The organism is Pseudarthrobacter sp. PS3-L1 (genome assembly GCF_030063285.1).
Lineage (GTDB): Bacteria > Actinomycetota > Actinomycetes > Actinomycetales > Micrococcaceae > Arthrobacter.
This window is the reverse complement of sequence record NZ_JASISU010000001.1, coordinates 335,915-361,226: the sequence shown is the minus strand read 5'-3', so window position 1 is coordinate 361,226 and position 25,312 is coordinate 335,915. Positions and strand designations below refer to the sequence as shown.

Sequence of the window (25,312 nt, the reverse complement as noted above, 5' to 3'; positions counted from 1 at the left end):
TCTGTTTCCTTCAGCCCTTGAGGCCCTGGGTAGAGACACCCTCGACAATGTAGCGCTGGAAAACCAGGAAGAAAATCAGCACCGGCAACAGGGCAAGGACAGACATTGCAATCATGGCGCCGTAGTCCGAGCTTTGGGTCTGGTCGACAAAAAGACGGAGGGCCAGAGGCAGCGGATACTTGTCCGGAGTATTCAGGTAGAGCAGTGGTCCCAAGAAGTCGTTCCAGCTCCAGATGAAGGAGAAGATCGACGTTGAGATCAAAGCTGGCTTCATGAGCGGCAGCATGATGGACCGGAAGATCCGGACGTGGCCAGCACCATCAATCCGGGCCGCCTCGTCCAGTTCAGCCGGCAGGTTTCGCATGAACTGGACCATCAGGAAGACAAAAAATGCATCGGCAGCCAGGAACTTGCCAATCAGCAGCGGAATGTAGGTATCCACGAGTCCAAGCTGCTGGAAGATGATGTACTGCGGAATGATGACCACATGGAAGGGCAGCAGGAGGGTGGCAATCATCATGCCGAAAAACAGTCCACGCCCCGGAAACTTGATCCGGGCAAAGGCATAGGCGGAGATACTGGCGGAGACGATTGTCCCCACGACTGCTCCAACAGCAAGGATCAGGGAGTTCGTGAAGAACGTCATGGTGGACACTCCGCCAATTCCGTCCATCGCGGTCACGAAGTTGTCCATGCTGAAGTTCGATGACCACAGCGAGGTATTGGTACCACCGATTTCCGAATTCGGCTTGAAGGATGATGCCACCATCCACAATGCCGGGTAGAGGACTATCGCTACCAGGACCAGTGTCACCACATGGAAGATGGTGCTCTTGATCCGTTTGGCCAGGACCGATTCTGCCTGGGGGTTGTACTCCTGGCTGGGCATGTCCGGACGCGCCTGTGGCGGGGTAACAGTTGTTGTCATTTCGAATCACCGCTGTAGTGGACCCAGGACTTGGACGTGCGGAAGAAAATCAGGGTGATGATGCCCACCACAACCACCAGCAGCCATGCCATGGCCGAGGCGTATCCCATTCTGAAATCGCTGAATCCACGCAGGTACAGGTACAGGGTGTAGAAGAGGGTGGAGCCGGCAGGGCCGCCTTCACCATTGGAAATAATGTAGGCCGACGCGAAAATCTGGAACGCGTGGATGGTCTCCATCAGGAGGTTGAAGAAGATCACCGGGGACAGCATGGGCCAGGTGATGTTGAAGAATTTCCGGACCGGACCAGCCCCGTCCATCGATGCAGCCTCGTAAAGTTCACCCGGAATCTGTTTGAGCCCGGCGAGGAAAATCACCATGGGGGCACCAAATTGCCAGACAGTCAGCAGGATCATCATGGGCATGGTCATGGACGGGTTGCCCACCCAGCCGCCGATGTTGATGCCGAAGAAGGAGAGGCCCTGGTCGACAGGCCCGGAATCGCCGAACATTGCCTTCCAAACGATCGCGATGGATACCGAGGCACCAATCAGGGAGGGGGCATAAAACGCCGAACGGTAGAAGCCCTGGCCCCTGCGCTTGCTGTTGAGCAACATGGCAACACCGAGCGCCGCAGCGAGTTTGAGCGGCGTGCCGAAAATGACGTAGCTGAGCGTGACGCCCACCGACTGCCTGAACCGCTCGTCCTGCAGGAGGCTGACATAGTTGTCCAGGCCAATCCACTGTGGCGGCTCGAACAGGTTGTAGTTGGTAAAGGAAAGGTACAGCGAGGAAATCATCGGCCCGACCGTGAGGGCAATGAACCCCACCAGCCAGGGGAGCAGGAAAGCGTATCCGGCGCGCGTGTCCGTCCCCCGCTGTCGCGATGCGCGCGGCAACGAGGGAGCGGGCGACGCCGGACGTCGGCGCTGTGTTGAGCGTTGGGTCACGAGATTAGTCCGTCAGTAGTGGGAACGTGCAGGGCTCTACTTGGGTCAGGCGTTCTGCTTGATGACGTCTTCGGCTTCCTTGAAGAAGGTATCCACGGCGCCATTGATGTCCAGCTTCTTGTAGTTCAGGTCTCCACTAATGCGTTTGAAGGACGTCTCCAACGTGCCAAAACCAACGATGGGAGGCTCCGGGGCATCCTTGAGGTAGTCGGCAATGCTGGTTTCGTAATCCACCACGATCTTGTCGGTGCCTTCAAAGGTGGTGCCATCGCGCTGGGTCTTTGACGCCGGAACACCGCGGGAGGTCTTGAAGATCTGGCCAACCTCAGGATCATTGACCATGAAGTCGATAAAACGGGCAGAGGCGTCCTTTGCCTGCGTCTTGGCACTGGCCACCATCAGCATTGACGGCTTGAGGAAAAGGCCTAGGTTGTCCGGATCATCAGAAGGCACCGGAACGAGCTTGAGGTTCTTGGCGCCACTGTCACCGATGTACCCGGCCATGAAGTTGTCCCAGGTGACCTCAGTAGCAGTGGCGTTGGACCCGAACGGCGATTTCGGTGCCAACTGAGTCACACGCTCCTCGGGAATCAGCGCAGGGGTACCGCGGAGGCTTTCGGTTTTCTGCCACCATGTGGTCAGGTCATCTTTGGTAAAGCCAAGCTTGCCATCGTCGGTGAAGGCTTCAATGTTGTTCTGGCGGAGCCAGATGTTGAACATCCACCAGACACCGGTGTAGTCCGTGGAGCCGTAAAGGGCGCTGTCGCTCTTGGACCCTACCTCGGTGATAAAGGAGTTGAACTCGTCGTAGGTCCAGCTGCCGTCCGGCTCTACGATGCCCAGCGGCGCAAGCTTGTCCGGGTCGTAGTAGACGGCGAAGGCATTGGTACTGGTTGGAATTCCGAACGTCTTCCCGCGGATCTGGCCCGAGGGCAGAAGCGAAGGTTCCAGGGCTGAGGTGTCGATATCCACAGTGCCGAGGTCCAGCAGCTGGTTGCGCTGTCCGTAATCCCGCAGGTATGAAAGATCGAACTGCATGACATCCGGCAGGCCACCGCCGGCAGCTTCTGTGGCGCGCTTCTGCCAATAGCCTGCAAAATCGGTGAAGTTGCCGTTGACCTTGATGTCGGCATTCTTCGATTCAAAAAGCGCGATGGCCTTGCGGGTGCGCTCGGCACGGTCATCGTTGCCCCACCACGTGTAGTTGATGGTGATCGGGTCCTCGGCGGTGCCGGTTTTTCCTGGTGATGCCTGCCCGCCACAAGCGCTGAGGAATGCCGCTGATGCAGTGCCCAGCGCCACGGTGGTGAGGAAATTTCTGCGGTTGATCATGGGAGCCTCCTTGCTCGAATGCGACGTCCAGCCCAAGGTTCTACAACGTGAGTAGTGAGCTGGCTAACACGCCTTATGAAACGATACAATAACTGTAAAGGACGCGATCGGCAAGCGCTTTCCTCCTTCATGACCCGCCCAGAGAATTAGTTCACGTCGTAGACAAAGGAGTCACCATGACAGAAAAGTCACCCTCAGAACGCCCGGGTCCTTTCGCCGCGCTCGAAGGACTGGCCTACGGCGGCGACTACAACCCGGAGCAATGGCCCCAGGAAGTGCGGCTTGAGGACCTTGGGCTGATGCGCGAGGCCGGTGTCACATTCCTGAGCGTAGGAATCTTTTCCTGGGCGCTGCTGGAGCCTACCGAAGGCGAGTACGACTTCGGCTGGCTGGATGAGGTGCTGGATAACCTTGCTGCGCAAGGTATCAAGGTTGCCCTGGCAACGGCCACGGCCGCCCCGCCGGCGTGGCTGACCCACAAGCACCCAGAGATACTCCCCGTCACCGCCGAGGGCACCACGCTGGGCCCGGGGTCCAGGCGGCACTACTCGCCGTCGTCGGCCGTATATCGCAGGTACTCAGCGGGCATCACCCGCACATTGGCCCTGCGCTATCGGAACCACCCAGCCCTGGCCATGTGGCACGTTGACAATGAACTGGGATGCCACGTTGCACAATTCCACGGCCCGGAGGACGCCCAGGCGTTCCGTGACTGGCTTGAACAGCGGTACGGTTCCATCGCGGCACTCAATGCATCCTGGGGCACGGCATTCTGGTCCCAGAACTACTCCTCGTTTAATGAGGTCCTGCCACCGGGCATCGCCCCCAGTACCCTCAATCCTGGACAGCAGCTGGATTTCCAGCGCTTCAACTCCTGGGCGTTGATCGAGTATTACCGCAACCTCCGGGCAATCCTGCGGGAGATTACACCCAACATTCCGGCCACAACCAACCTGATGGTGTCCAGCGCAACCAAGGACATGGACTACTTTGACTGGGCCAAGGACCTGGACGTCATAGCCAACGACCACTACCTCGTGGCGGCCGATCCAGAACGTCACATAGAACTCGCGTTCAGTGCGGATCTGACGCGAGGTGTTGCCGGCGGTGCCCCGTGGATCCTGATGGAACATTCGACGTCGGCCGTCAACTGGCAGCCGCACAACAGGGCAAAAGCGCCGGGCGAGATGCTCCGCAACTCCCTGTCGCACCTAGCCCGCGGCGCCGATGCCATCATGTTCTTCCAGTGGCGGCAAAGTTTCGCCGGTTCCGAAAAATTCCACTCCGCCATGGTCCCCCATGCAGGCAGGGATTCGAAAGTGTGGCGCGAAGTGGTGGAGCTTGGCGAGATCTTGAAGAAGCTGGCACCGGTGCGAGGTTCCCGGGTTACATCACGGGCTGCACTTGTTTTCGACTACGAGGCCTGGTGGGCCAGTGAGATCGACTCGAAACCAAGCCAGGCCGTCAGGTACCTGGACCTTCTGCGGGCGTTCCACCGGGAGTTTTTCCTGCGCGGTATCTCGGTGGACCTGGTTCACCCCTCGGCCGATCTGGATGCCTACGATCTGGTGCTGGTCTGCACCCTCTACACGGTGACCAATGAGGCTGCTGCGAGCATCGGTGCAGCCGCGCACCGTGGCGCATCAGTTCTGGTCACGTATTTCAGTGGAATCGTGGACCAGCAGGACCATGTCAGGCTCGGTGGATATCCAGGAGCTTTCCGGGAGCTGCTGGGCATTCGGGTGGAGGAATTCCACCCACTGCTCGCCGAGCAGGTGACGGCCATCAGCGATGGCAGTACCGGCACAGTCTGGAGTGAGCATGTCCATCTGAACGGTGCTGAAGCGATAGCCACTTTCACCGAGTATCCATTGGTGGGAGTCCCTTCCCTGACCCGAAAGTCTGCAGGTTCCGGCAGCGCCTGGTACCTGGCAACTTTTCCGGATCCGGAAAGCCTGGGCGACCTGCTGGAGACGCTGCTGGCCGAGGCCGGTATTTCTGCCGAGGCGAGTGCAGACACCGGGGTCGAACTCAGCAGGCGTAACGCGCCAGACGGCAGCAGCTTCCTCTTTGCCATTAACCATTCCGACGCCGACGCCACAGTGGGAGCTACTGGCACGGAACTCATTACCGGCCAGGTCTTTACCGGGACTGTTCCCGCGGGAAAGGTTGCCGTGATCCAGGAGTCCTAACGGATCCGTCACCCGCAGGAGGCAGTCCGCTGCGGGCCATTGATCTGCAGGGCATTCCTAGCGGCTGATTGCGGCCGCCTTCTAGCCAACGGCCCTAGCCAGAAAGCTCCAGGGATCAACGAGGCTGCCCGGCCGGTCCATAACGGTCCAGCCGGGCAGCCTCGGCACAGCACGTACCTGCGGGACTATTTGATGCCGGTTGTGGCAATGCCCTTGATCAGGAATCGCTGTCCAAAAAGGAAAACCAGGAACACTGGCAGGAGCGAGACAATCGACATGGCAAACAGTGAGCCCCAGCTGGTTGCAGACTGCGAATCAACAAATGCGCGCAGGGCAACCGGAACGGTGAACATGTCCGGGTCCGTCAGATAGATCAGTGCGCCGAAGAAATCGTTCCAGGTCCAGATGAACGTGAAAATGGTGGTGGTCGCCAGGGCTGGCACCATCAGCGGCAGAATCACACGCAGGAAGATCCGTGGATGGCCGGCCCCATCAATCCGGGCTGCCTCATCGAGGTCCTTCGGAATACCACGAATGAACTGCACCATGAGGAAGACGAAAAAGGCATCAGTTGCCAGCAGCTTCGGGATGATGAGCGGCCAGAACGTATTGACCCATCCAATCTGCGAGAACAGGATGTACTGGGGAACAATCACCACGTGGAATGGCAGCATGATGGTCAAGAGCATGATCCCGAAAAATAGTTTCTTGCCACTGAACTGCAGCCTGGCAAATGCGTACGCGGCCATGGAGCACGAGATCAGGTTGCTCAGGATGGAGCCAATCACCACGATTGCCGAGTTGAGCATGTAGTGGCCGAAGGGGTGGGTCAGCGCCGACCAGCCGTCCGTATAGTTGCTCATTTCCAGGCCGTTGAGCCACAGGCCCGGTTCCCGGAAAATGAGCTCATTTGGCCGCAGTGATGAAACAACCATCCAGAGCAGCGGATAAATCATCACGCCACCGGCAATGACCAACACAACGTGCTTGACCCACCCACGGATACGGGCCCGCCTGCTGTAATGGAGCGAACCACGGGATTCCCTCACCCTCTTGCTTTTTTCCCCAGGCTCGGTGCCGAGCGTGTCCGAAGCGGGAAGTGCCTGAAGTTTAGTCATCGTAGAACACCCAATACTTTGCAGCGACGAAGTTGATGGCAGTGAAAGCGCCGATGATCAGAAGGAGGAACCAGGCCATGGCAGACGCGTACCCCATGTCGAACTGGCCAAAACCCTTCTGGTAGAGGTACAGCGTGAAGAACATGGTGGAATCCGAGGGCCCCCCGCTGCCACCGGAGACGATAAATGCCTGCGTGAAGGACTGGAAGGCGCCGATGATCTGCAGCACCAGGTTGAAGAAGATAATGGGGCTCAGCATCGGCAGGGTGATCCGCCAGAACTGTTGGAGAGTACTGGCGCCATCAACCTTTGCCGCTTCGTAGTACATCACCGGGATTTGGCGCAGACCAGCCAGGAAAATGATCATGGGGGCGCCGAACGTCCAGATGTGCAACAGGATGATCGACCCAAGCGCCGTACTGGGATCCGAGATCCACCCGGGGCCCTGGATGCCAAACATCGCCAGGATCTGATTGACCAGACCCGTGGTGCCGAAAATCTGCTTCCAGAGAATGGCTATGGCTACCGATCCGCCCAGCAGGGACGGCAGGTAGAAGATGGAACGGTAGAACGGCAGTCCGCGGATCCCCTTGTCCAGCACGAGCGCAATCAACAGCGCCACTGCCAACTGAAGGGGCACCCCGACAAGAACGTAGGTGAACGTGACGCCGAGTGAATTATGCAGCCGCGAATCCGAGAGCATCCGGGTGAAATTCTCGAGGCCAATCCATTCTGGCGGCTGCAGGAGGTTGTAGTCGGTGAAAGACAGATACAGCGACATCAGCATGGGACCGACAGTGATGCCGATGAGGCCCAGGAGCCAGGGCAGGAGAAAAATGTAGGCGGCCTTGTTGTCGCGACCATTGGCCTTTTTTTCCTCGGCCGTGGCCTTGCCCTTGCGGCGCTTGAGGGATGAGAGTTCGCTTATGGCGCTCACTGCCACATCCCCCGCCCCTGGTGACCCGGCGTGCCGTCCGGCGCCTGTGCCAAACCCACCCCTCGGGGAAATTCGAGAGCGGCCATGTGGTCTCCTTTGGTCATCGTGGCCTCCACGTTGCGGGAATCACAGAAGTGACTGTCGTTGGGAAGTCTGCTCGCGGGGCGGAACTGGCCGCTTCGTTGCTGGCAGATGAAATGCGTCTCGATATCAAAGTAAACGTTTTCTTGACTCATGTATAGCTCATTTGCTAATTTTTGAGAAAGCGCTTTCTGTAGGGTGGGTCACTCCCACACACACAATCCATGAGGGGCAGGACAATGCGGTTCAGTCTGAAAAAATCCATGATGGGCGCAGCTGCTGGGGCAGCTGCTCTGTCAGTTGTGCTCACTGGCTGTAGCGGCAGCTCGAATGCCGGACCGGCGGGCACCGAAGAGGATCCCGTGGTTCTTCGCTTTGCCTGGTGGGGAAATGATTCACGCGCCCAGACCACCCGGGAGGTCATCGCCGATTTTGAGGCAGCCAACCCCACCATCAAGGTCACCGGGGAGAGTACCGAATTCAGCTCATACTGGGACAAGATGGCTACCCAGATCGCTGGCGGCACCAGCCCGGACGTCATCACCATGAGCGGCTCATACCCGAGCGAATACGCTACCCGGGGCGTCCTGCTGGATCTGGATAAGGTCAAGGATCAACTGGATACCTCCATGTTTGCAGCCGGAACTCCGGACCTCGGCACCATTGATGGCACCCAGTACACGGTTACCGCCGGCCTGAACGCCATGTCCATGGTGGTGGATCCCCAGGTCTTCGAAGCGGCAGGCGTTGCACTGCCAGATGACGAGACCTGGACTTGGGATGACTACGCTGACATCGCCGAACAGATCACCAAGAATTCGCCAGCCGGCACCTATGGCGCCACGGCGTCCTCGAACGATTCGTTCCTAGCAGCATGGGCCCGCCAGCATGGAGAATCCCTGTATAACGATGACGGCACGAAGCTGGGGGTCAGCCAGGAGACAGTGGCTGAACTCCTGCAGCAGCAGAAGGACATGATGGATTCCGGTGCCAACCCGCCGGCGTCCCAGTACGTCGAAGACAACTCGGCCCAGCCGGAACTGACGCTCATTGGGCAGGGAAAGCAGGGCATGAAGATTTCCTGGAGCAACCAGATGAATTCCTACTCCGGCTCGCCATTGCAGATGATGAAATTGCCCTCCGAGGGCAAAACTCCAGGTGCGTGGCTGCGCTCCTCCATGGAGTACGCCATTTCCGCCAAGTCGAAGAATCCGGAAGAAGCTGCGAAGTTCATCAACTACCTGGTGAACAATGTTGATGCAGCAGAGAAGATCAAGAGTGATCGTGGCATGCCAGCCAACACGGATCTCAAAGCAGCCATCATTCCAAGCCTGAATGAGTCGCAGCAGAAGGAAGCAGCCTACCTCGATCGGCTTGCAGCCATGGAGATCACCCCTCCCCTGCCATTCCCCGCCGGGTCATCGGTAACCCTGGACGTCCTTAACCGCGCCACCACGGATGTCCTCTTTGGCAACGCAACAGTCAATGACGCCGCAAAGGCATTTGTTGATGAGGTCAACCAAAGCCTGGAGTAGGTAGTGTTTCCGGGCCTGCCAGCGCCATCCATCAGTGCGGGCCCGGAATCAGTACAGTTAGTTTCGCCCGCCAGCAATGATCATCCGCACTGCCACGACAGGTCAGCCACGTGCCACGTCCCTTGGAACGGCCAAGCGCCATCTCCGGTTATGGAGACTGGCCCGCCTACGTCCGCTCCGCATCACGCCATCAGACATCCTGCCCTGCCACCCAGGACCTGGCCAGCACACTGGGGATCCCTGGTCGAGCCGGGTTGCCGGAACTCCGGGTGGACGAAACAACAACGCACGACGGCGTGACCACCGCCGCCGTCAGCTGGCAGTTGGGTTTTGGACCCCGCACCCGGGGCTGGCTTGCTCGACCAGCGGGAAGTACTGCCGAACTTCCCGGCATCCTGGCACTGCACTGCCACGGCGGAAACAAGTTTGGCGGCGCCAACCGCCTGGTTGCAGGTGCCCACGATTCGGATGCGTTGGCTGCCGCTGCGCAGGCTGGCCACTACGCAGGGCGTTCAATGGTGCGCGAACTCGCCCTCCGCGGATTTGTGGTGCTGGCCCACGACACATTCTCGTGGGGAAGCCGCAGGTTTGACCTGCAGAACCCTCCGTGGCGGACCGCGGCGGCCATGGCCGCACAGGAAGCCCAATGGCGGGAGTCAGGCATCGAACCCACCGATGGTGAGCGGTACAACGCCGCCGCCGCGATCCACGAAGATACCCTGGCCAAGGCAGCGGGACTTCTGGGGACCAGCCTTGCCGGCATGGTTGCGCACGACGACCTTGCGGCACTGGACATCCTGGCGGCGCAGCCGGGTGTTGATGCATCCAGGCTTGGCTGCCTGGGGTTCTCTGGCGGTGGCGGCCGGTCACTGGCACTGGCTGCTCTGAGTCCACGGATCCGCAGCTACGTCGTGACCTGCATGATGACAACTTTTGACGCACTGGTTCCCGCCTACCTGGATGCTCATTCATGGCTTCTGCAGACGCCCGGGCTCTGGGACCTGGATGACTGGCCGGCGCTGACCCACAGGTCCACGGCCACGTCGTTCCTTGTGCAGTACGGCATGCTGGACCCGCTATTTCCCGAGCAAGGCATGCGGGACGCCCATGAGCTGCTCACAACCCTGCATCAGAAAAACCCGAATCCTGGTTCCACTGGCACTGATAGCCCAGACGGCCCACGCGCAGACAGCCCCTACAGGGGAAGCTTCTGGAACGAAGGGCACGTTTTTACTGCGGGCATGCAGGACGAAGCCTATGGATTTTTGGCCACTGCGCTGGGCGCCAGGGCCCCTGGCGGGCCACCATAGCGATGACTGCGGCGCCACGACAGGACAAAACCCCAGCAACGAAGGAACAGCACATGACCCACACATCTGGAGCTACGGGACTACCGGCAGCCATGGACGCACCCCAGCAGGTCCACGCCCGTGTCCCACGGGTTGCCCTGGTGGGTGTCCATGGCTACGGCGAACGGCACCTGGCGAACCTGGCACGGCTGCAGAAGGGCGGCGCCGTCGAGCTTGTGGCAGTGGCTGACCCCCATCCGCCTGCTCCAGGCGCCCTGCCCGGCTCAGCATCCGTTTTCGCCTCGCTGGCTGAACTGCTTGCTGCGGGCCTTGCGCCTGATGTGGTTATCCTTGCCACCCCAATCCAGACGCACGCGGCCCTGTCCTTGGCGGCCCTTGCTGCCGGCGCCGATGTCTACGTGGAAAAGCCACCCGTCGCTTCGCTTGCGCAGTTCCAGGAAGTCCTGGCCGCCGCAGAGGCTGCTGGGCGGCTCGTTCAGGTGGGCTTCCAGAGTCTCGGTTCGCAGGCCTTGCCCGCGATCAAGAACCTGATGGATTCAGGCAGCCTGGGTACTGTGCTGGGCGTTACCGCTACGGGTCAGTGGCTGCGGACCAAAGGGTACTTTGGCCGTTCCCGATGGGCTGGCAAGCGCAGTATCAACGGCGTCGATGTGGTTGATGGTGTTTGCACCAATGCCCTGGCCCATGCAGTAGCCACTGCCCTGCACATTGCTGGCGCCCATACTCTGGCGGATGTTGTCTCGGTGGAAACAGACCTGTACCGGGCCCACGCGACGCAGAGTGATGACACATCTGTCCTGCGCATCCGGACGGCTGCGGGACGGACCCTTGTCTGCGCCTTGACGCTCTGCGCCCCTGAACAGGAGAATCCGTCAGTTACGGTCCATGGAACCGAGGGCCAGGTGACTTTCTACTACACGCAGGACGAACTTGTCATCACTGCCCAGGACGGCGAGCGCCGTCAGGTCTTCGGCAGGTTTGATCTTCTGGAAAACCTGCTTTCCGCGCGTGCCAACAGCACGGAGCTGTTGAGCTCCCTGGAGCATGCCGGAGCCTTCACCGCGGTTCTGGAGTCCATCAGGACCGCGCCCGATCCTCAGGAAATAGGTTCCCAGTATGTGACGTGGGAGGGGGACGGAGATCTTGCCCACCCGGTGGTACACGGAATCAGTGACCTCATCAAGCGGTCAGCTTTGTCCCTTGCGACCTTCTCGGAGCTCGGTGCACCGTGGGCACGCCCACTGCGTCCAACGCATGTCCTGGAACTACCTGCCGTCCCCCGTGGAGTTTCCGCCATCAGCACAGCCCCTCCGGAAACCAAGCAGCTGCGCGTAGCTGAGTATCTGGACGGTTCGCACGTACGCCACACGTCCTCGCCCCGACCGTACCTGCACCCGGTCCGCACGCTGGCTGGCACGGTGGTTACCGATCACCAGCCAGCCGATCATGTATGGCACCTCGGCGTTGGTGTGGCACTGCAGGATGTGGACGGTATCAACTTCTGGGGTGGGCGCACCTACACCCGCGACGCCGGCGCCTATGTGTGGCGCCCCGATCACGGCAGTATTCGCCGGACCAGCATCCACGAGGACGGAGCAACCCTCCGCGAGACGCTGGCGTGGTCGGGCCCGGACGGCGCCGACGTTCTGCACGAGGATCGACTCTGGTCATGGCGTGCTGTCTCGCCGAGCGCCTGGCAACTGACACTCGATTTCACGCTGAGCCCAGCAACGGAAAACGCTGTGCATCTCGGCAGCCCCGGCACACATGGTCGCCATGAGGGTGGTTATGGCGGATTCTTCTGGCGGCTTCCCGAGAATCCGGACGCCACTGTCTGGACAGAATCCGCGTCGGGTGAGGAAAACGTCCACGGCAGCACAGCTCCTTGGCTGGCATGGAGCGGAACCTTTTCCGAAGGTTCCGCAACCCTTGTCTACGTGGCAGCGGAAGAATCCACCGATCCCTGGTTTGTCCGCGTCAGTGGATACCCGGGTGTGGGTCAGTCGCTCGCCTGGGAGCGCCCAGTCATCACCAGCAGTGAAGCCCCTGTCCACCGCAGTGTCTCAGTGGTGATAGCTGACGGAATTCTGGGCACCGCCGAGATCCAGCAGGTGCTCTCTGACCGGAAGGAAACGCGATGACACAGGCCATCGCTGCCACGCGAAGAGCACTGGACCTTGCCAGCGTGACCGGGCGGAATGCTCCGGAGCGGAGCGCAGCAGCCAGGACTGCCCCTGCGAATGCAGCGGATCGGGCAATAAAGCGCGCGCGGGTCCTGGCGATCCTGGACGCACACGGCGCCTCGGCCCTGCTGCTTTCCACCCAGACGTCCCTGACCTGGTACCTGGATGGCAGTCGCGTTCACGTCAGCCTTGCGGGAGATCCCATTGCAGCAGGAGTGGTGACCCACAGTGGCGATCACCTGTTTACCTTTGCCAACGAGGCCGGTCGGATTGCGGCGGAAGAACTGCCGGCTGGCGTGGAGCTTCATGAGGTTCCCTGGTACGGCAACCTGCAGCAGGCCGCCATGGATTTTGCTGGACCGTCGCTTGTGGAAGAGGCTGCAGCCGCCAGCGAACTCCGTACCGCCCGCCAGGGCCTTCTTCCGGCGGAGAGCGCGCGTTATGGCCAGCTAGGTGTTGATCTGGCGGTCGTCCTGACGGACGTACTCTCGGCTACCCGGCCGGATAACTCCGAATATGCAGTGGTCTCCCAGCTCGCGTCCCGCGTTGTGGCGCTCGGAGCGGAGCCGTTGGTCCTGCTCTGCAATGGCGCCTCCCGTGCTTCCTTCAGGCACCCGCTGGCCACCCACGCGCCCCTGGGACGCAGGGCCATGGCTGTTGTCTGCGCGCGTCGGGACGGGCTGATCGCCAATATCACCCGATGGGTAAGGTTCGACGCCGGCATCCCTGGCGAGCGTGATGCGGAAACCAGGATTGCGGCGGTAGAAGCGGACATCTTCGATGCCACCACACCTGGGGCCCAGCTCTCCGCCGTGTTCACCGAGATCAAGGCGTCCTACAGAAGGCACGGTTTCGGAGCCGACCAGTGGGAGAAACATCATCAGGGCGGGCCGGCAGGGTACGCGGGCCGCGACCCCCGCGTTGTACCGGGTCTCGATGACCCGATAGTCCTCAATCAGCCTTTCACGTGGAATCCCTCGGGACCGGGGGTCAAGATTGAAGATACCCTCCAGCTCAGAGACTCCGGACTGGCGATCCTTACGGTGGATCCACGCTGGCCAACCACAATGGTCAATGGACTGGCAAGGCCCGACACCCTGCAGCCCTAGGACAGCGGTGTTGGCCAGCCGCCGGGGCCGGTGAGCCAGCGGGACCCCTAGGGAAGGCGGAGTTCACCGTCCACGCGACGCGGGATGCCCAGCGGGTTGGCCTCTCGCAGGGCCGGGTGCAGTGCCGATTCCGGAGCATCCTGGTAAGCAACCGGACGCTGGAAGCGGCGGACCGCCGTGGCGCCCACCGAGGTAAACAGCGAAGTTGTTGCCGGATATGGACCACCATGCTGCTGTGCCCAGTTAACCGCCACTCCGGTGGGCCAGCCGTTGAAGAGTACCCGGCCGGCAAGATGTGAAAGCTGCTCCACCAGGCCCGAGATATCCTCCTCGGGCTGCGCGTGGACGGTCGCGGTGAGACTTCCCGGGACCTTGGCAAGGGCCGCCATGAGTTCCGCCCCGGTGGTGTATTCGATCAGCAGCGTGGTCGGGCCAAAACACTCCTCCAGGAGCTCCTCCGGCCGGTCCATGACGTTGGCAGCTGTGGTGGAGAAGACCACCGGCGCGGCGCCATGGGCAGCGGCGTCCTGGTCTACGGAGCCGCTGACAACGTCGACGGCGGGCAGTGCTGCAACTGCCCGCAGACCGTCCGGGTACGCTTCTGCGATCCGCTCGGTCAGCATGGCTCCGCCGGTCTTTTCTGCTGTGGCTTCGGCCAGCAACGTAGCAAAGTTAGTCCCGGCCGGGATGAAGACAACGCCCGGCTTCGTGCAGAACTGGCCCACTCCGAGGGTAAAGGACGCCGCGAGGCCGGCAGCCAGTGCCTCAGCACGGTCTGCAAGTGCAGCGGCCGTCACCACAACGGGGTTCAGGCTGCCTAGTTCCCCGTAAAAAGGAATGGGTTCCGGGCGGCCAACGGCCAGATCAAAGAGCGCCCGGCCACCAGGCACCGAACCGGTAAAACCCACGGCTTTAATGGCTGGGTCCTGAACCAGCGCTACGCCTGCTTCACGGCCACTGACCACCGCGAATATCCCGTCTGGTGCGCCAGCTGTACGCAGGGCTGCACTGACCACCTCGGCGGTGCGTTCAGAAAGCTTGATATGACCGCTATGGGCCTTCACAATCACGGGGCAGCCCACGGCCAGTGCCGAGGCAGTGTCCCCGCCCGCCACCGAAAAGGCGAAGGGAAAATTCGATGCCGAGAAAACGCCAACCGGGCCCACCGGAACAAGCATCCTCCGCAGGTCTGGACTGGGCGGCGTGGAGTTGGGGTTGGCATGGTCCACAATCGCCTCAAGGTAGGACCCTTCGGTAATCACGTCGGCAAAGAGCCGGAGTTGCCCCGTGGTGCGGGCCACTTCGCCCGTCAGCCGGGTGGCGCCCAGGTGGGATTCCGAATCGGCAATTTCCACGAGTTCAGCAGAGTGCGCGTCGAGTGCATCGGCGACGGCCCTGAGCCAGGTGGCGCGTTCAACGTCGCTTGCGGCAGCGGCAATGCGCGCTGCAGCAGTAGCTGCTGCAGTCAGGTCGGAAAGGGAAAGCGTTTCATGTGTCACGGGTGGTTCCTGTTCTGGAGCGCTGCGGTTGGGACACTGGGATTTTCGGCCGGCTCGGCAACCGCGGGTTCGCGAAAGCGGAAACCAAGTCCCGGCTGGCCAGTCAGGTGGACCCTGCTGTCCACAATCTCTACCGGGGCCGGGCCAGCCAGGAGGCCAAGCTGGTCAAAGGAAGCATCTTCGACGTCCTCCACCAGTGTGTCTTCGGCCAGCGTCAGGGCGAGTTGCCCCGACAGTTCCGGCAGGAGGTGTGGCATGACCCTGATGCTGTTGGTCCGGGCCAGCTCTACAATCCGCCGGAAAGGCGTAATGCCACCTACCCGGACAATGTTGGGCTGGATGATATCTACAGCCCCAGCTTCAATGAAATCTCGAAACCGGTAGATAGTATGCAGGTTTTCACCCAGGGCAATGGGAACCGGTGAGTGTTTTCGCAGCCGCCGGTAAGCCCACAGGTCATCTGCAATGATGGGCTCTTCCAGCCATTCCAGGCCAAACCCTCCCAGCGCCTCAAGGGCTTTGAACGTTGTTGGCAGATCCCAGCGCTGGTTGGCATCAATCATCAGTTTTCGGTGCGGACCCAGCACTTCCCTGACCGCAGCCACCCTTTCGGTGTCCTCGCGGATGTCCGGTTTGCCCACCTTGATCTTGACGGCAGTGTGCCCTGCCGCGATCCATCGCCTTACCTGGGCAACAAGTTCATCCAGTGTGTAGTGCAGATTGACGCCAGAACCATATACCTCAGCCGAGTCTCTGCGTTGCCCCAGGAGCCCCGAAACCGTGAGTCCTGCGCGGCGTGCCTGGGCGTCCCACAGCGCAAGGTCAATGCCTGCCATCGCAATTGTTGTCAGCCCGCCGCCGCCGGCCTCGTGCAGCCTTTTCCACAGCGCGTCCCAGACGACCTCCGGATGGGCCGGTAAGCCTTTCAGGAACGGTGCAATGTCGTGTTCCAGCAGGGCCTGCACAGCGTAGGGACCTATGGTTGGCGTCCAGGAAAACCCGTATCCCGTTCCGCCGTCATCAGTGTCGATGCGGGTTGTGACCACGTGGTTTTCTGGCGCTTCAGCGCCCCAGCTTCGCCGCAGCCTGGCTGTCAGCACAGTGGTGCTCACCCCCTTAATCAGCGGAACGCCCGCAGGGGTACGCGCGGCCGGGGCACCTGGCGCGTTCATCAGCGGCCAACCAGCTCGTAGCCCTTGGCGAGGATTGCTGAGAGTTGTACCAACTGCTCCTCGCTCGGATCCACGAGGGGAGGCCGGACGGAACCTACGGAAAGGCCGCCCAGGCGCAGCCCGGCCTTGATGAGGGAAACACCAAAGCCGGGAGTCTGGTCCCGCAGCCGGACCAGTGGTTCGTAAAACCCCTCGAGGAGCGCATTCCGCCGCTCCTCGTCACCAGCCTCGTAGGCGTCGTAGTATGCCGTGGCGATTTCCGGGGCCATCGCGAATGCTGCAGAGGAATACAGCGGGATCCCCAGGCCGCGGTAGGCGCCCTGGGTGAGTTCGGCAGTCAAAAGCCCGTTGAACAGCGCAAAATCCTCACGGCCTGAGGCTCTGATGGCAGAGACTATCTCCTGGGCTAGGCCGACGTCACCGAGCCCGTCCTTAAATCCGATCACCTTGGGATCTGCAGCCAGCGTGGCCATGGATGCAGCAGTGAATTTTGCGTTGCCCCGGTGGTACACAATCACTGGCAGGCTGCTGGCTCGAGCCACAGCCTCGATGTAGGCCACGAGGCCCTCGCTTGGCCCTGTCACAAGGTATGGCGGTAGCACCAACAGGGCATCAGCACCAGCGTCTTCGGCGACCTTCGCAGCTTCGATGGCGTGCCCCAGGGGGCCGCCTGCGCCCGCCACCACTGGCACCGTGCCTGCCACAACCTCAACAGCTGCACGGACAACCGTGCGGACTTCCGCAAGGCTCAGCGCGTGAAACTCACCAGTCCCGCAGGCGGGAAAGACACCGCCGGGCCCGAAGGGCAAGCGGGAGGAGATGTGTTCCTTGAGGAGGCCACCATCCACGGTTCCCTTGTCAGTGAAAGGAGTCACAGGGAAGAACAGCACTCCGTCGAATTTCATCGGGTCTCCTTGATTCCAGGGCTGGCTGTTACCAGCGCATCGCTCTTCATGACTGGTGTGGTGTGCCCCGCGTCGAATCCTGCTGCGGCGGAGCCCTGCAGTGGTCCTGCTGTGCCCGGTGCGACACATGCTGGATCCACAAGTTCAGTACGCCAGCTGCGGGTCGGTTTCCAGCCCAGCAGGCGGTGGGCCTTGGCAATGGAGAAGGCCGGGCTGACGCCCGTCAGGACGGCGGCTATTTCCGAGCTTCCCGGCACATATCTGGGCAGCAGTTCGGCCAAGGGCTCGGTCGCCAGGGCATCGGCTGCACCGACGAAAAAAGTCTCCCCGTTGGGGATACTCTCCATTTTTTCCAGCAGGACGTGCAGGAAATCGGCGACGTCCCGGGCGTCGACGTAGTTGAAGAGTGCCGGCGCGGACAGCGCAGGGTCTGCGAGTCGCTCGGAGAGAGTGTGGCCCTGCTGAGTGGGCGCGCCCGCCCACTCCTCGGGGGAAATGACAAAGCATGGACGGAATGCGGCATAGCGGATGCGGTCCCCCTGTGCGGCTGCGAACATCTGGACCGTCTGTTCGGCAATGGACTTGGAGAGCGCGTAGGCGTTCCAGGGACGGGCGGGCGTCTCCTCATCCAGGGGGAAGCGTGCTGGCAGCCATCCTGCCGGCGAGCCATAGCCCAGCACGGTGGGACTGCTCGCCGTGACGATCTTGGGCACATTTTGGTCCGTTGCCGCGCTGATGACCGCATAGGCCAGTTTCGTATTGGTGCTGAGGATGACGTCCTCAGGAGCGCTGAACGGTACAGCTATCGCTGCCAGGTGAATGACGGCGTCAGGTGCCGCCGCACGCATCAGGCGCGCTGCCTCCCCGGGCGCGGAAAGATCGGCAGTAGCCTGCTCCACCCCAGCGGGGAGCTCGTCGGCCGGCACCGCGTCACGGTCCACCGAGGTCACCCGATGGCCGGCGGCAGCGAGTCCTGCAACGACGCTTCGTCCCAGCCGGCCGGAGCCGCCTGTCACAAAAATCCTACTCATGGTCTTCCTTAGATCCCGGCCGGTGTCAGCGGTTGTGGCGCAGGTCGACACCGAGGTTAAGTTCCTCGATGCTCACCGGCCTGTCGGTTTCAAGTGAGCGGTTTCCTGCAATTCCCACTGACACGGAACGCAGCCCGTCCAGATAGCCCGACGGCCTGCCCAGCGGGTCTTCGCCCGGACCGTTGAACAGATCCGAGAGCAGCAGCTCATCGCCGCCGCCGTGGCCGCCTTCGCCATTGATGATCGCTACCTCCCGTGCGGGCTCCCAGTGGCGCTGGACAACCAGCCGTTCCCCGATGGCCCGGACGGTGTCCTCTTCCAGAACGGGGGTGGCGCTGGGGTCCACAACCGTCTTTTTGTCGGCGCTGTTCTCGACGGCGGCACGTTCGACTACCTCAAGCTCCGCACGGCCCTCTGTGCCATTGATGGCAACCCGGTATCCTTCCCACGGGCTGTGGGCGTTGAGCGAGTAGCTGAGGCGAGGGCCGCCGTCGTACTCCACCACCAGCGCCAGGTTGTCCTCAATGGTGATGCCCGCAGTGAAAACGTCCTGGTCACGGCGGTATCCATCAAAATGTTCGTTGTCCAGGAAAAGGGCTTTGAGGCGATCGTCTTCGCGAAGATCCAGGACAAATGGATCCCTGGGCGTCCCAGGGACGTGGGCAACCTCGGGAGTGCCGCGTTCGGGCCGTTCTCCGAGGCCCCGTTCAGCAGCATTGGCCTCGCCGTAGAACTTCAGTCCACCAGAGGCGAATACACGGGTGGGAACGTCATTGATCCACCAGTTGACAAGATCAAAGTGGTGCGAGGCCTTGTGGATGAGCAGCCCGCCAGAGTTTTTCTTTTCCCGGTGCCAGCGACGGAAATAGTCCGCTCCGTGGACCGTGTCCAGGACCCAGCTGAAATCGACGGACGTTACCTTGCCAATCACACCACTCTGGATAATTTCCTTGAGGGCACTGTTCCGGGGCGAGTAGCGGTAGTTGAAGGTGACAACCACATTCCTGCCTGTCCGGGCAACAGCTTCGGTGATCCGACGGCACCCCTGCGCATCGATGGTCAGCGGCTTTTCGACAACAACATCGGCGCCTGCCTCAAGTCCCTCCACAATGAAGTCCGCGTGAGTGTAGTCCGGAGTGGTGACAACCACCCGATCGATGGCATTCGCCTGGACAAAGGCCGTCAGCTCACCGGGTTCAAATGTCTGGACAGGCCCATCTGCACCGATTTCCTGGATGAGCTTCTGGTAGAACTCCACGCGGCCCGGATTGATATCCGAGATGGCCACCAGTTCCGCAACCTGCGCATAGTTGCCCAAGATCGCCCGGATATACATCTCCGAGCGGCCGCCAGTCCCAATGAGAACAAGGCGGGTGCGTCCTGCCGAGCCGGCGGCACGGGCGTGGTCCGTACGTGGCAGCGCCCCTGGGCTCGTGGTGTCTTTTCGCGACGCTGCGGTGGTGACTGTGCTGACCATGAAGAGGAGGACCTTTCGGGAGCTGTGGGTGGACCTGGGCGGCGTGCGACCACTCGGAACGATAGTGAGAAAGCGTTTTCTCAATCCCTAGTACAGTTTTTACCAACAGAGTGCCGGTCCCGTCAACCACACTGGAATATTCGCCGGAGTGCAGGCGGTACCTGATTGGCGCGAATTATCGCGTGCCGCGTAAAATTGCCCAGAAAACGCTTCCCACCGCGGGGTATGCTGGCCATCCAGACCATGGCATTGGACATCCCGCCAGCTGGAATCGGCACCACACCAGAATGTGCCCGGCAGGTGAGCTGGGCTGAGGGAGATTCATGGGCAGGAGATCGGCCACAGGCAGGATCGGCATAGCCGACGTGGCAAAGCTGGCAGGCGTCTCGCTCGCAACTGTGTCACGCGTAATGAATGGCAATTTTACGGTTGACGCCGAAATTGCCGCCCGGGTAAGGGCAGCAGCAACAGAGCTCAGGTACCAACCAAATCCGGTGGGCCGCAGCCTGGCACTCGGCAAGACGGACACCATCGGCATCGTGGTCCCCGACCTGTCTAACCCAACGTTCCAGGCCATCCTGCGGGGGCTGAGCATGGCAGCCGCCCAAGACGGTTACCGAGTCCTCATTGCGGATTCCTCAGAGGTTTCCAGCGAGGAGGCCATACTCGCCGGAGAAGCCCGGCGCCGGTGCGACGGGCTGGTCCTGTGCGCTCCCCGGATGAGCGACGCCGAACTGGCCGAACTGGCCCCGTCCCTCCAGCCGCTGGTCCTGATCAACCGGAGCACTGAGAACACGGCCTCCCCAAGCCTCATGGTGGACTATGCCAAGGGCATCCAGGACCTTGCGGACCACCTGGTGGGGCTTGGGCACACCAGGCTGGCATTCCTGTCCGGCCCACCCCGCAGCGCATCCAACAAACTCCGCCTGGCTGGGCTGGAAAGATTTAGGGAAGCAAACCCTGGCATTGACGTGCACATGCTCCCCGGCGGATCCTCCTTTGAAGTCGGCCACCAAGCGGTGGATGCAGTGCTTTCAAGCGGCGCAACGGGAGTCCTGACGTTCAACGACCTTGTGGCCATGGGACTGCTCAGTGGACTCCACGAGCATGGGGTCAACGTACCGGGTGACATCTCCGTCACCGGTTTTGATGACATCTCGTTTGCCCGGTACACCACACCGACCCTGACCACCATGACTGTTCCCATTACGGAACTCGGAGAACAGGCCTGGCAGCGAATGATTGAAACCATCCGGAGCGCCCGCCTGCCAGCCCCCACGGCAACCACAGCAGCTCCGCTGGCAGCCTCAGCCGCGGTGGAAGACGCTGACGACGGGGCACGTGCCCCCCTGCCAACCATCTTTCACCCAAAGCTGACTGTCCGGGGAAGCACCGGACCGGCAGCGGTCCATCCAGGCCCGCAGTGACAGGCCCCTCCATCGCCTGGCACAGTGCCCGCTGGCACACTCCGCCGGACCGGGACGCTACCCGGCGGATGGATCCGTGCTGACCCCCAGCCCTGCTTCTGCGTAGTACCCCTCGATGTGGTGCGCCACCAGCTTGGCCGCACGTCCGCCGTCGTCAGCGGCAATAGCAGCCAGAATTTCGCGATGCTCACGGCGCAGCCGGGCTGACGTGCGCTGCCAGTCGGGAAGATTGGCCGTCAGCGTGCCGGCGTAGTTCTGGATTGATTCGCGGAGCGAGCCCATCATGGCGCTCACCACCGCATTCCCGGCGGCACTGGCAAGGGCAAGGTGGAACTGCACGTCCAGTTCCAGGAAATAGTCGACGTCGGACGCAGCGTCCATCAGGTCCAAAAGCTCGGCAGCACGGGCCATTACCGTGGCGTCCGGACGCACGCGGCTCACCGCCCAGGATTCCAGCAGGACTCGGGTTTCCACAATGTCCCTGACCGGCAAGTGCGCAGTCGCCACGTGCAGCCGCAGCGCAGAGCCCAGCGCCGCCGTCGGATCCGCGATGACAACTGTCCCGGCGTCCGGACCCGACCCTACGCCGGCCCGAACCACCCCCATGGCCTCCAGGATGCGGATCGCTTCCCGGACCGAGGTTCGCGACACGGCCAACTGCTCAGCCAGGGCCCGCTCAGCGGGTAGCCGGCTGCCGAGGGAGAGCCTGCCTTGGGAAAGTTCGAGCTCAATCCACTGCTGGACTACCTGGTGGGTTCGCATGCAGCAATAGTAGTTGATGAGGTTGGACCACATGGAATACAGTGTGGTTAGACCACACCTCCGGGAATACCGCGGCCCTCCTGGAACGCAATCATCACCCTGTAGCGAGAGGCAGTTCAATGACGCACACCATCCCCAGCAGCACCCCGGAGATCACTCCTGCTCCAGGGCAGGCTGCCGTTCCCGCGGCGGCGCCCGCCATCCGCGGCACCCCGGCGGCACTGAAGCGTCGTGTCCCCAAGTACTCCGACCTTGCACCCCTGATGCAGTTCAAAAAGCCTGAGTTCGGCAAAGCGGCGCGGCTCAACCGGGCCAGTACCATCTGGGAACTGCGGGATATTGCCAAGCGCCGAACACCGCAGGCACCTTTTGACTACACCGATGGCGCCGCGGAAGAGGAGATCACTCTCCGCAGGGCCCGCAACGCCTTCCTGGACATCGAATTCCGGCCCGGCATCCTTCGCAACGTGTCCAGCGTGGACCTGAGCACCCAGATCCTGGGGAAAACTTCCAGGCTTCCCGTAGGTATTGCCCCTACCGGATTTACCCGGATGATGCAGTCGGAGGGCGAGTATGCCGGCTCCCAGGCTGCCCAGGCAGCAGGCATCCCCTACACCCTGTCCACCATGGGCACCGCATCCATCGAAGACGTCGCAGCAGCTGCACCCAATGGCCGTAACTGGTTCCAGCTCTACCTATGGACAGACCGGGACCGCTCGCTGGCATTGATTGAACGTGCAGCCAGGGCGGGCAACGACACCCTCATGGTCACGGTGGACACCGCCGTCGCCGGAGCTCGCCTCAGGGACGTGCGCAACGGCATGACGATCCCCCCGGCACTGACTCTCAAAACGGTGGTGGATGCCTCGTATCGTCCGGCCTGGTGGTTCAACTTCCTGACCCACGAGCCACTGACATTCGCGTCCCTGTCCCGGTACACCGGAACCGTCGCCGATCTGATCAACTCGATGTTTGACCCTACGCTGACATTCGAGGACCTCGACTGGCTGCGCGAAACCTGGAAGGGCAACCTGGTGGTCAAGGGCATCCAGACAGTAGAAGATGCCCGCAAGGTGGTTGACCACGGTGCTGACGGTGTCGTGATCTCCAACCACGGCGGCCGTCAGCTGGACCGAGCCCCCATCCCCTTCCACCTCCTCCCGGAGGTCAGGAAAGCATTTGCTGCGGATCATTCGGGCGCGGCCATCATCCTGGATACGGGAATCATGAGCGGAGCCGACATCGTCGCGGCCCTGGCCCTGGGCGCGGACTTCACGCTCATTGGACGCGCTTACCTCTACGGTCTGATGGCCGGTGGCCGCCTCGGCGTCGACCGCGCGCTGGCAATCCTGGAAAAGGACATGATCCGCACCATGGCCCTGCTGGGCGTCAGCAGCATCGCCGAACTGACGCCGGACCACGTCCACCTCCTGCCCCGGTAAAACCGCCCCCAACGCCAGGGAGTTGGGCTATTTCTTGCGGCCGAACTTGGGCAGGTTGGCAATGAGGTCTGCGGCCTTCGTGGCTGCACGTCCCACGGTCCGGCCAATCTGTTGGGGGACAGTATTGTCCGCACCTATGCCGGCCGTCCCGGCAGTTCCGCCACGCACCACCACCGCCGCGCTGAGCTCAGCGTTGTCCCGCTCAAGAACGGCGGCATCTCCGGGCCCTTGTTTCGCAGGCACGGAACGGCCAGGCTCTGCAGCAGCAAGACCAAAAGCGCCGGGTCCGGCGGCCTGGGGCACTCCGTGGTCGCGAGCCTCCTCGATCGGTTGCGGACTGCCGTGCGGCTCTGTTGTGGGCAAAACGGTTCCCGGTACACTGGCCTGAGGTTCGACGTCGAACGCCGCAAGCCAGCGCGCAACCCCTTCAAGGGGTTCCCGGTTGAGTGCGTAGTAGCGTTTCTGCCCTTGCGCGCGCATGCTGACGAGCTCGGCCTCGCGGAGAACTTTCAGATGCTTGGAAATGGTGGGCTGGCTGGTCTGGAGCTCCGCGACCAGCTCACCCACGGCCATGTCCCCCGACCGCAGCGCAGCCAGGATTTCACGCCGGGTACCCTCTGCAATGACGGCAAATACGTCGTCTGTCACCATGGACTCCACCCTAGCGACATATGCCTCAAATGGCATCCACTGGAAGATTCCGGGGAATCCGGCGTCAGTCGAACCAGGGATCCAACCCGTGCAATGGGAAAACGGCCTTGCGCGTCGCCATGACAGTGCGATCCACCGGGTCGTTGGGGTCGAACCCGACTTCCCACGATCGCCACCAAAGCTCCACGTCATCGCCCATGAACTCCGGCGTCTCAGTACCGAATTTTTCCGCTACATAGGCTCGCCAGGTGGCCGGAACCGGAGTGCGCAGTGGAACCGGCCGGCCGGCACTAATCGCCACGAGGTGGCCCCAGGCGCGCGGCACGACGCCTGTGACGTTGTATCCGCCACCACCCGTGGCAATCCAGCGACCGGCACAAAAACGGTCGGCAAGCCCTGCGATGGCTGTAGCCGCCTCCCTCTGGGCATCAATGCTGATATTGAGATGGGTCAGCGGATCAGTTCCGTGGCTGTCACAGCCGTGTTGGCTGACAATGACGTCGGGCGCAAAGGCTCCTACCAACTGGGGAACAACCGCGTGAAATGCCCGCAGCCATCCTGCGTCTCCGGTACCCGCCGGCAGGGCAACGTTGACAGCTGACCCCGCTGCATCCGGGCCTCCCAGTTCATTGGCGAATCCAGTTCCAGGAAACAGGGTCATCCCACTCTCATGCACGGAAATCGTGAGGACCCGCGGATCATTCCAGAAAATACTTTCGGTACCGTCGCCGTGGTGCGCATCAATATCGATGTAGACGATTCTGCTGAGTCCGCCGTCCAGAAGCCTGGCAATGGCCAGTGCCGCATCGTTGTAGATGCAGAAGCCACTCGCCCTGTCGCGGGCGGCATGATGCATGCCGCCGCCAAAATTGACTGCGCGGAGAGCTGTCCCTGCGAGGACCGCGTCGGCGCCCAGCAGGGAACCCCCCGCCAGACGCGCGGCTGCATCGTGCATCCCCGCGAAGGCCGGGTCATCCTCTGTCCCGAGCCCGTGCGCAATGTCCACCAGTGCCGGTTCAGCACTCACGGCCCGGACGGCTGCGACAAAGTCTTGGCTGTGCACTGTGTGAAGTTCGACGTCGGTCGCTACCTCCGGTGCAGCGACATCAACGTGCGGCAATTCGAGCAAGCCAAGGCTCTCGACCATGCGTGCTGTCAGGTCCAGGCGAGCGGGAGACATCGGGTGGCCCGGGCCGAAGTCGTAAGCGGTCATGGACTGATCCCACGCCACTACCGTAGGCGGAGCGGGTTTACTGAGTCCGGGCAGGAAG

21 protein-coding genes are annotated in these 25,312 nt (G+C 61.8%); 7 read left to right on the top strand and 14 right to left on the bottom strand.

What is annotated here, in order from left to right; genetic code table 11:
* Window positions 1-10 precede the first annotated feature (10 nt).
* Genes QMG79_RS01695 through QMG79_RS01685 form a run of 3 tightly spaced genes read right to left on the bottom strand, consistent with a single transcriptional unit; the run spans window position 11 to window position 3,210 of the window.
* Complete coding sequence (locus QMG79_RS01695) at window positions 11-928, bottom strand: carbohydrate ABC transporter permease (RefSeq protein ID WP_283536832.1); 918 nt, start codon at window positions 926-928, stop codon at window positions 11-13.
* The gene (locus QMG79_RS01690; protein ID WP_283536830.1) at window positions 925-1,878 is read right to left on the bottom strand and encodes a carbohydrate ABC transporter permease; all 954 of its coding nucleotides are present in this window, start codon (window positions 1,876-1,878) and stop codon (window positions 925-927) included. Before QMG79_RS01690 ends, QMG79_RS01695 begins: the two co-directional genes overlap by 4 nt.
* A gap of 45 nt (window positions 1,879-1,923) precedes the next feature.
* The gene (locus QMG79_RS01685; RefSeq protein WP_283536829.1) at window positions 1,924-3,210 is read right to left on the bottom strand and encodes an ABC transporter substrate-binding protein; all 1,287 of its coding nucleotides are present in this window, start codon (window positions 3,208-3,210) and stop codon (window positions 1,924-1,926) included.
* Window positions 3,211-3,386: 176 nt separating this feature from the next.
* Between QMG79_RS01685 and QMG79_RS01680 the strand changes: the two genes are divergently transcribed.
* Complete coding sequence (locus QMG79_RS01680) at window positions 3,387-5,402, top strand: beta-galactosidase (RefSeq protein WP_283536828.1); 2,016 nt, start codon at window positions 3,387-3,389, stop codon at window positions 5,400-5,402.
* Window positions 5,403-5,587: 185 nt separating this feature from the next.
* On the opposite strand, the gene QMG79_RS01675 is transcribed toward QMG79_RS01680, so the two are convergent.
* From QMG79_RS01675 to QMG79_RS01665, 3 genes are read right to left on the bottom strand one after another with little or no spacing between them, the layout of a single operon-like run.
* On the bottom strand, window positions 5,588-6,520 hold the full coding sequence (locus tag QMG79_RS01675; RefSeq protein ID WP_283536827.1) for a carbohydrate ABC transporter permease: 933 nt from the start codon (window positions 6,518-6,520) through the stop codon (window positions 5,588-5,590).
* The gene (locus QMG79_RS01670) at window positions 6,513-7,457 is read right to left on the bottom strand and encodes a carbohydrate ABC transporter permease (protein WP_283536826.1); all 945 of its coding nucleotides are present in this window, start codon (window positions 7,455-7,457) and stop codon (window positions 6,513-6,515) included. Before QMG79_RS01670 ends, QMG79_RS01675 begins: the two co-directional genes overlap by 8 nt.
* On the bottom strand, window positions 7,454-7,693 hold the full coding sequence (locus QMG79_RS01665; protein WP_283536825.1) for a hypothetical protein: 240 nt from the start codon (window positions 7,691-7,693) through the stop codon (window positions 7,454-7,456). The genes QMG79_RS01670 and QMG79_RS01665 overlap by 4 nt, the downstream gene beginning before the upstream one ends.
* Before the next feature lie 84 nt (window positions 7,694-7,777).
* On the opposite strand from QMG79_RS01665, the gene QMG79_RS01660 reads away from it, so the two are divergent.
* From QMG79_RS01660 to QMG79_RS01645, 4 genes are all read left to right on the top strand, one after another.
* Window positions 7,778-9,073 (top strand): ABC transporter substrate-binding protein, encoded by a 1,296-nt coding sequence (locus QMG79_RS01660; RefSeq protein WP_283536824.1) that lies wholly within the window; start codon window positions 7,778-7,780, stop codon window positions 9,071-9,073.
* Between the two features lie 110 nt (window positions 9,074-9,183).
* Complete coding sequence (locus QMG79_RS01655) at window positions 9,184-10,383, top strand: acetylxylan esterase (protein WP_283536823.1); 1,200 nt, start codon at window positions 9,184-9,186, stop codon at window positions 10,381-10,383.
* A gap of 92 nt (window positions 10,384-10,475) precedes the next feature.
* Window positions 10,476-12,524: a DUF6807 family protein gene (locus QMG79_RS01650; RefSeq protein WP_283537332.1), complete on the top strand. Its 2,049-nt coding sequence runs from the start codon at window positions 10,476-10,478 to the stop codon at window positions 12,522-12,524.
* A complete protein-coding gene (locus QMG79_RS01645) occupies window positions 12,521-13,675 on the top strand; it encodes a M24 family metallopeptidase (RefSeq protein WP_283536822.1) in 1,155 nt (384 codons plus the stop codon). Before QMG79_RS01650 ends, QMG79_RS01645 begins: the two co-directional genes overlap by 4 nt.
* Window positions 13,676-13,722: 47 nt before the next feature.
* Here QMG79_RS01645 and QMG79_RS01640 read toward each other — a convergent pair whose 3' ends face one another.
* Genes QMG79_RS01640 through QMG79_RS01620 form a run of 5 tightly spaced genes read right to left on the bottom strand, consistent with a single transcriptional unit; the run spans window position 13,723 to window position 19,759 of the window.
* Window positions 13,723-15,174 carry an aldehyde dehydrogenase (NADP(+)) gene (locus QMG79_RS01640; RefSeq protein ID WP_283536821.1) on the bottom strand — a complete coding sequence of 484 codons (1,452 nt, stop codon included), beginning with the start codon at window positions 15,172-15,174 and terminating at the stop codon, window positions 13,723-13,725.
* Window positions 15,171-16,346: a mandelate racemase/muconate lactonizing enzyme family protein gene (locus QMG79_RS01635; protein ID WP_283536820.1), complete on the bottom strand. Its 1,176-nt coding sequence runs from the start codon at window positions 16,344-16,346 to the stop codon at window positions 15,171-15,173. Before QMG79_RS01635 ends, QMG79_RS01640 begins: the two co-directional genes overlap by 4 nt.
* Complete coding sequence (locus tag QMG79_RS01630) at window positions 16,346-17,251, bottom strand: 5-dehydro-4-deoxyglucarate dehydratase (RefSeq protein WP_283536819.1); 906 nt, start codon at window positions 17,249-17,251, stop codon at window positions 16,346-16,348. The genes QMG79_RS01635 and QMG79_RS01630 overlap by 1 nt, the downstream gene beginning before the upstream one ends.
* Window positions 17,248-18,282, bottom strand: coding sequence for an NAD-dependent epimerase/dehydratase family protein (locus QMG79_RS01625; RefSeq protein ID WP_283536818.1), 1,035 nt, complete (start codon window positions 18,280-18,282; stop codon window positions 17,248-17,250). The genes QMG79_RS01630 and QMG79_RS01625 overlap by 4 nt, the downstream gene beginning before the upstream one ends.
* Before the next feature lie 25 nt (window positions 18,283-18,307).
* A complete protein-coding gene (locus QMG79_RS01620) occupies window positions 18,308-19,759 on the bottom strand; it encodes a Gfo/Idh/MocA family oxidoreductase (RefSeq protein WP_283536817.1) in 1,452 nt (483 codons plus the stop codon).
* Window positions 19,760-20,082: 323 nt separating this feature from the next.
* Here QMG79_RS01620 and QMG79_RS01615 point away from each other — a divergent pair, with 323 nt between their 5' ends.
* Window positions 20,083-21,186, top strand: coding sequence for a LacI family DNA-binding transcriptional regulator (locus QMG79_RS01615; protein WP_283536816.1), 1,104 nt, complete (start codon window positions 20,083-20,085; stop codon window positions 21,184-21,186).
* A gap of 57 nt (window positions 21,187-21,243) precedes the next feature.
* Here the strand turns inward: QMG79_RS01615 and QMG79_RS01610 are convergent, their stop codons facing one another.
* Entirely contained in the window at window positions 21,244-21,948 is a 705-nt protein-coding gene (locus QMG79_RS01610) for a FadR/GntR family transcriptional regulator (RefSeq protein WP_283536815.1), read from the bottom strand.
* A 119-nt stretch (window positions 21,949-22,067) separates the two neighbouring features.
* Between QMG79_RS01610 and QMG79_RS01605 the strand changes: the two genes are divergently transcribed.
* Window positions 22,068-23,390: an alpha-hydroxy acid oxidase gene (locus QMG79_RS01605; RefSeq protein WP_283536814.1), complete on the top strand. Its 1,323-nt coding sequence runs from the start codon at window positions 22,068-22,070 to the stop codon at window positions 23,388-23,390.
* A gap of 27 nt (window positions 23,391-23,417) precedes the next feature.
* Here the strand turns inward: QMG79_RS01605 and QMG79_RS01600 are convergent, their stop codons facing one another.
* A complete protein-coding gene (locus QMG79_RS01600) occupies window positions 23,418-24,041 on the bottom strand; it encodes an ArsR/SmtB family transcription factor (RefSeq protein WP_283536813.1) in 624 nt (207 codons plus the stop codon).
* Between the two features lie 64 nt (window positions 24,042-24,105).
* Window positions 24,106-25,254 (bottom strand): acetoin utilization protein AcuC, encoded by a 1,149-nt coding sequence (locus QMG79_RS01595; protein WP_283536812.1) that lies wholly within the window; start codon window positions 25,252-25,254, stop codon window positions 24,106-24,108.
* Window positions 25,255-25,312 lie beyond the last annotated feature (58 nt).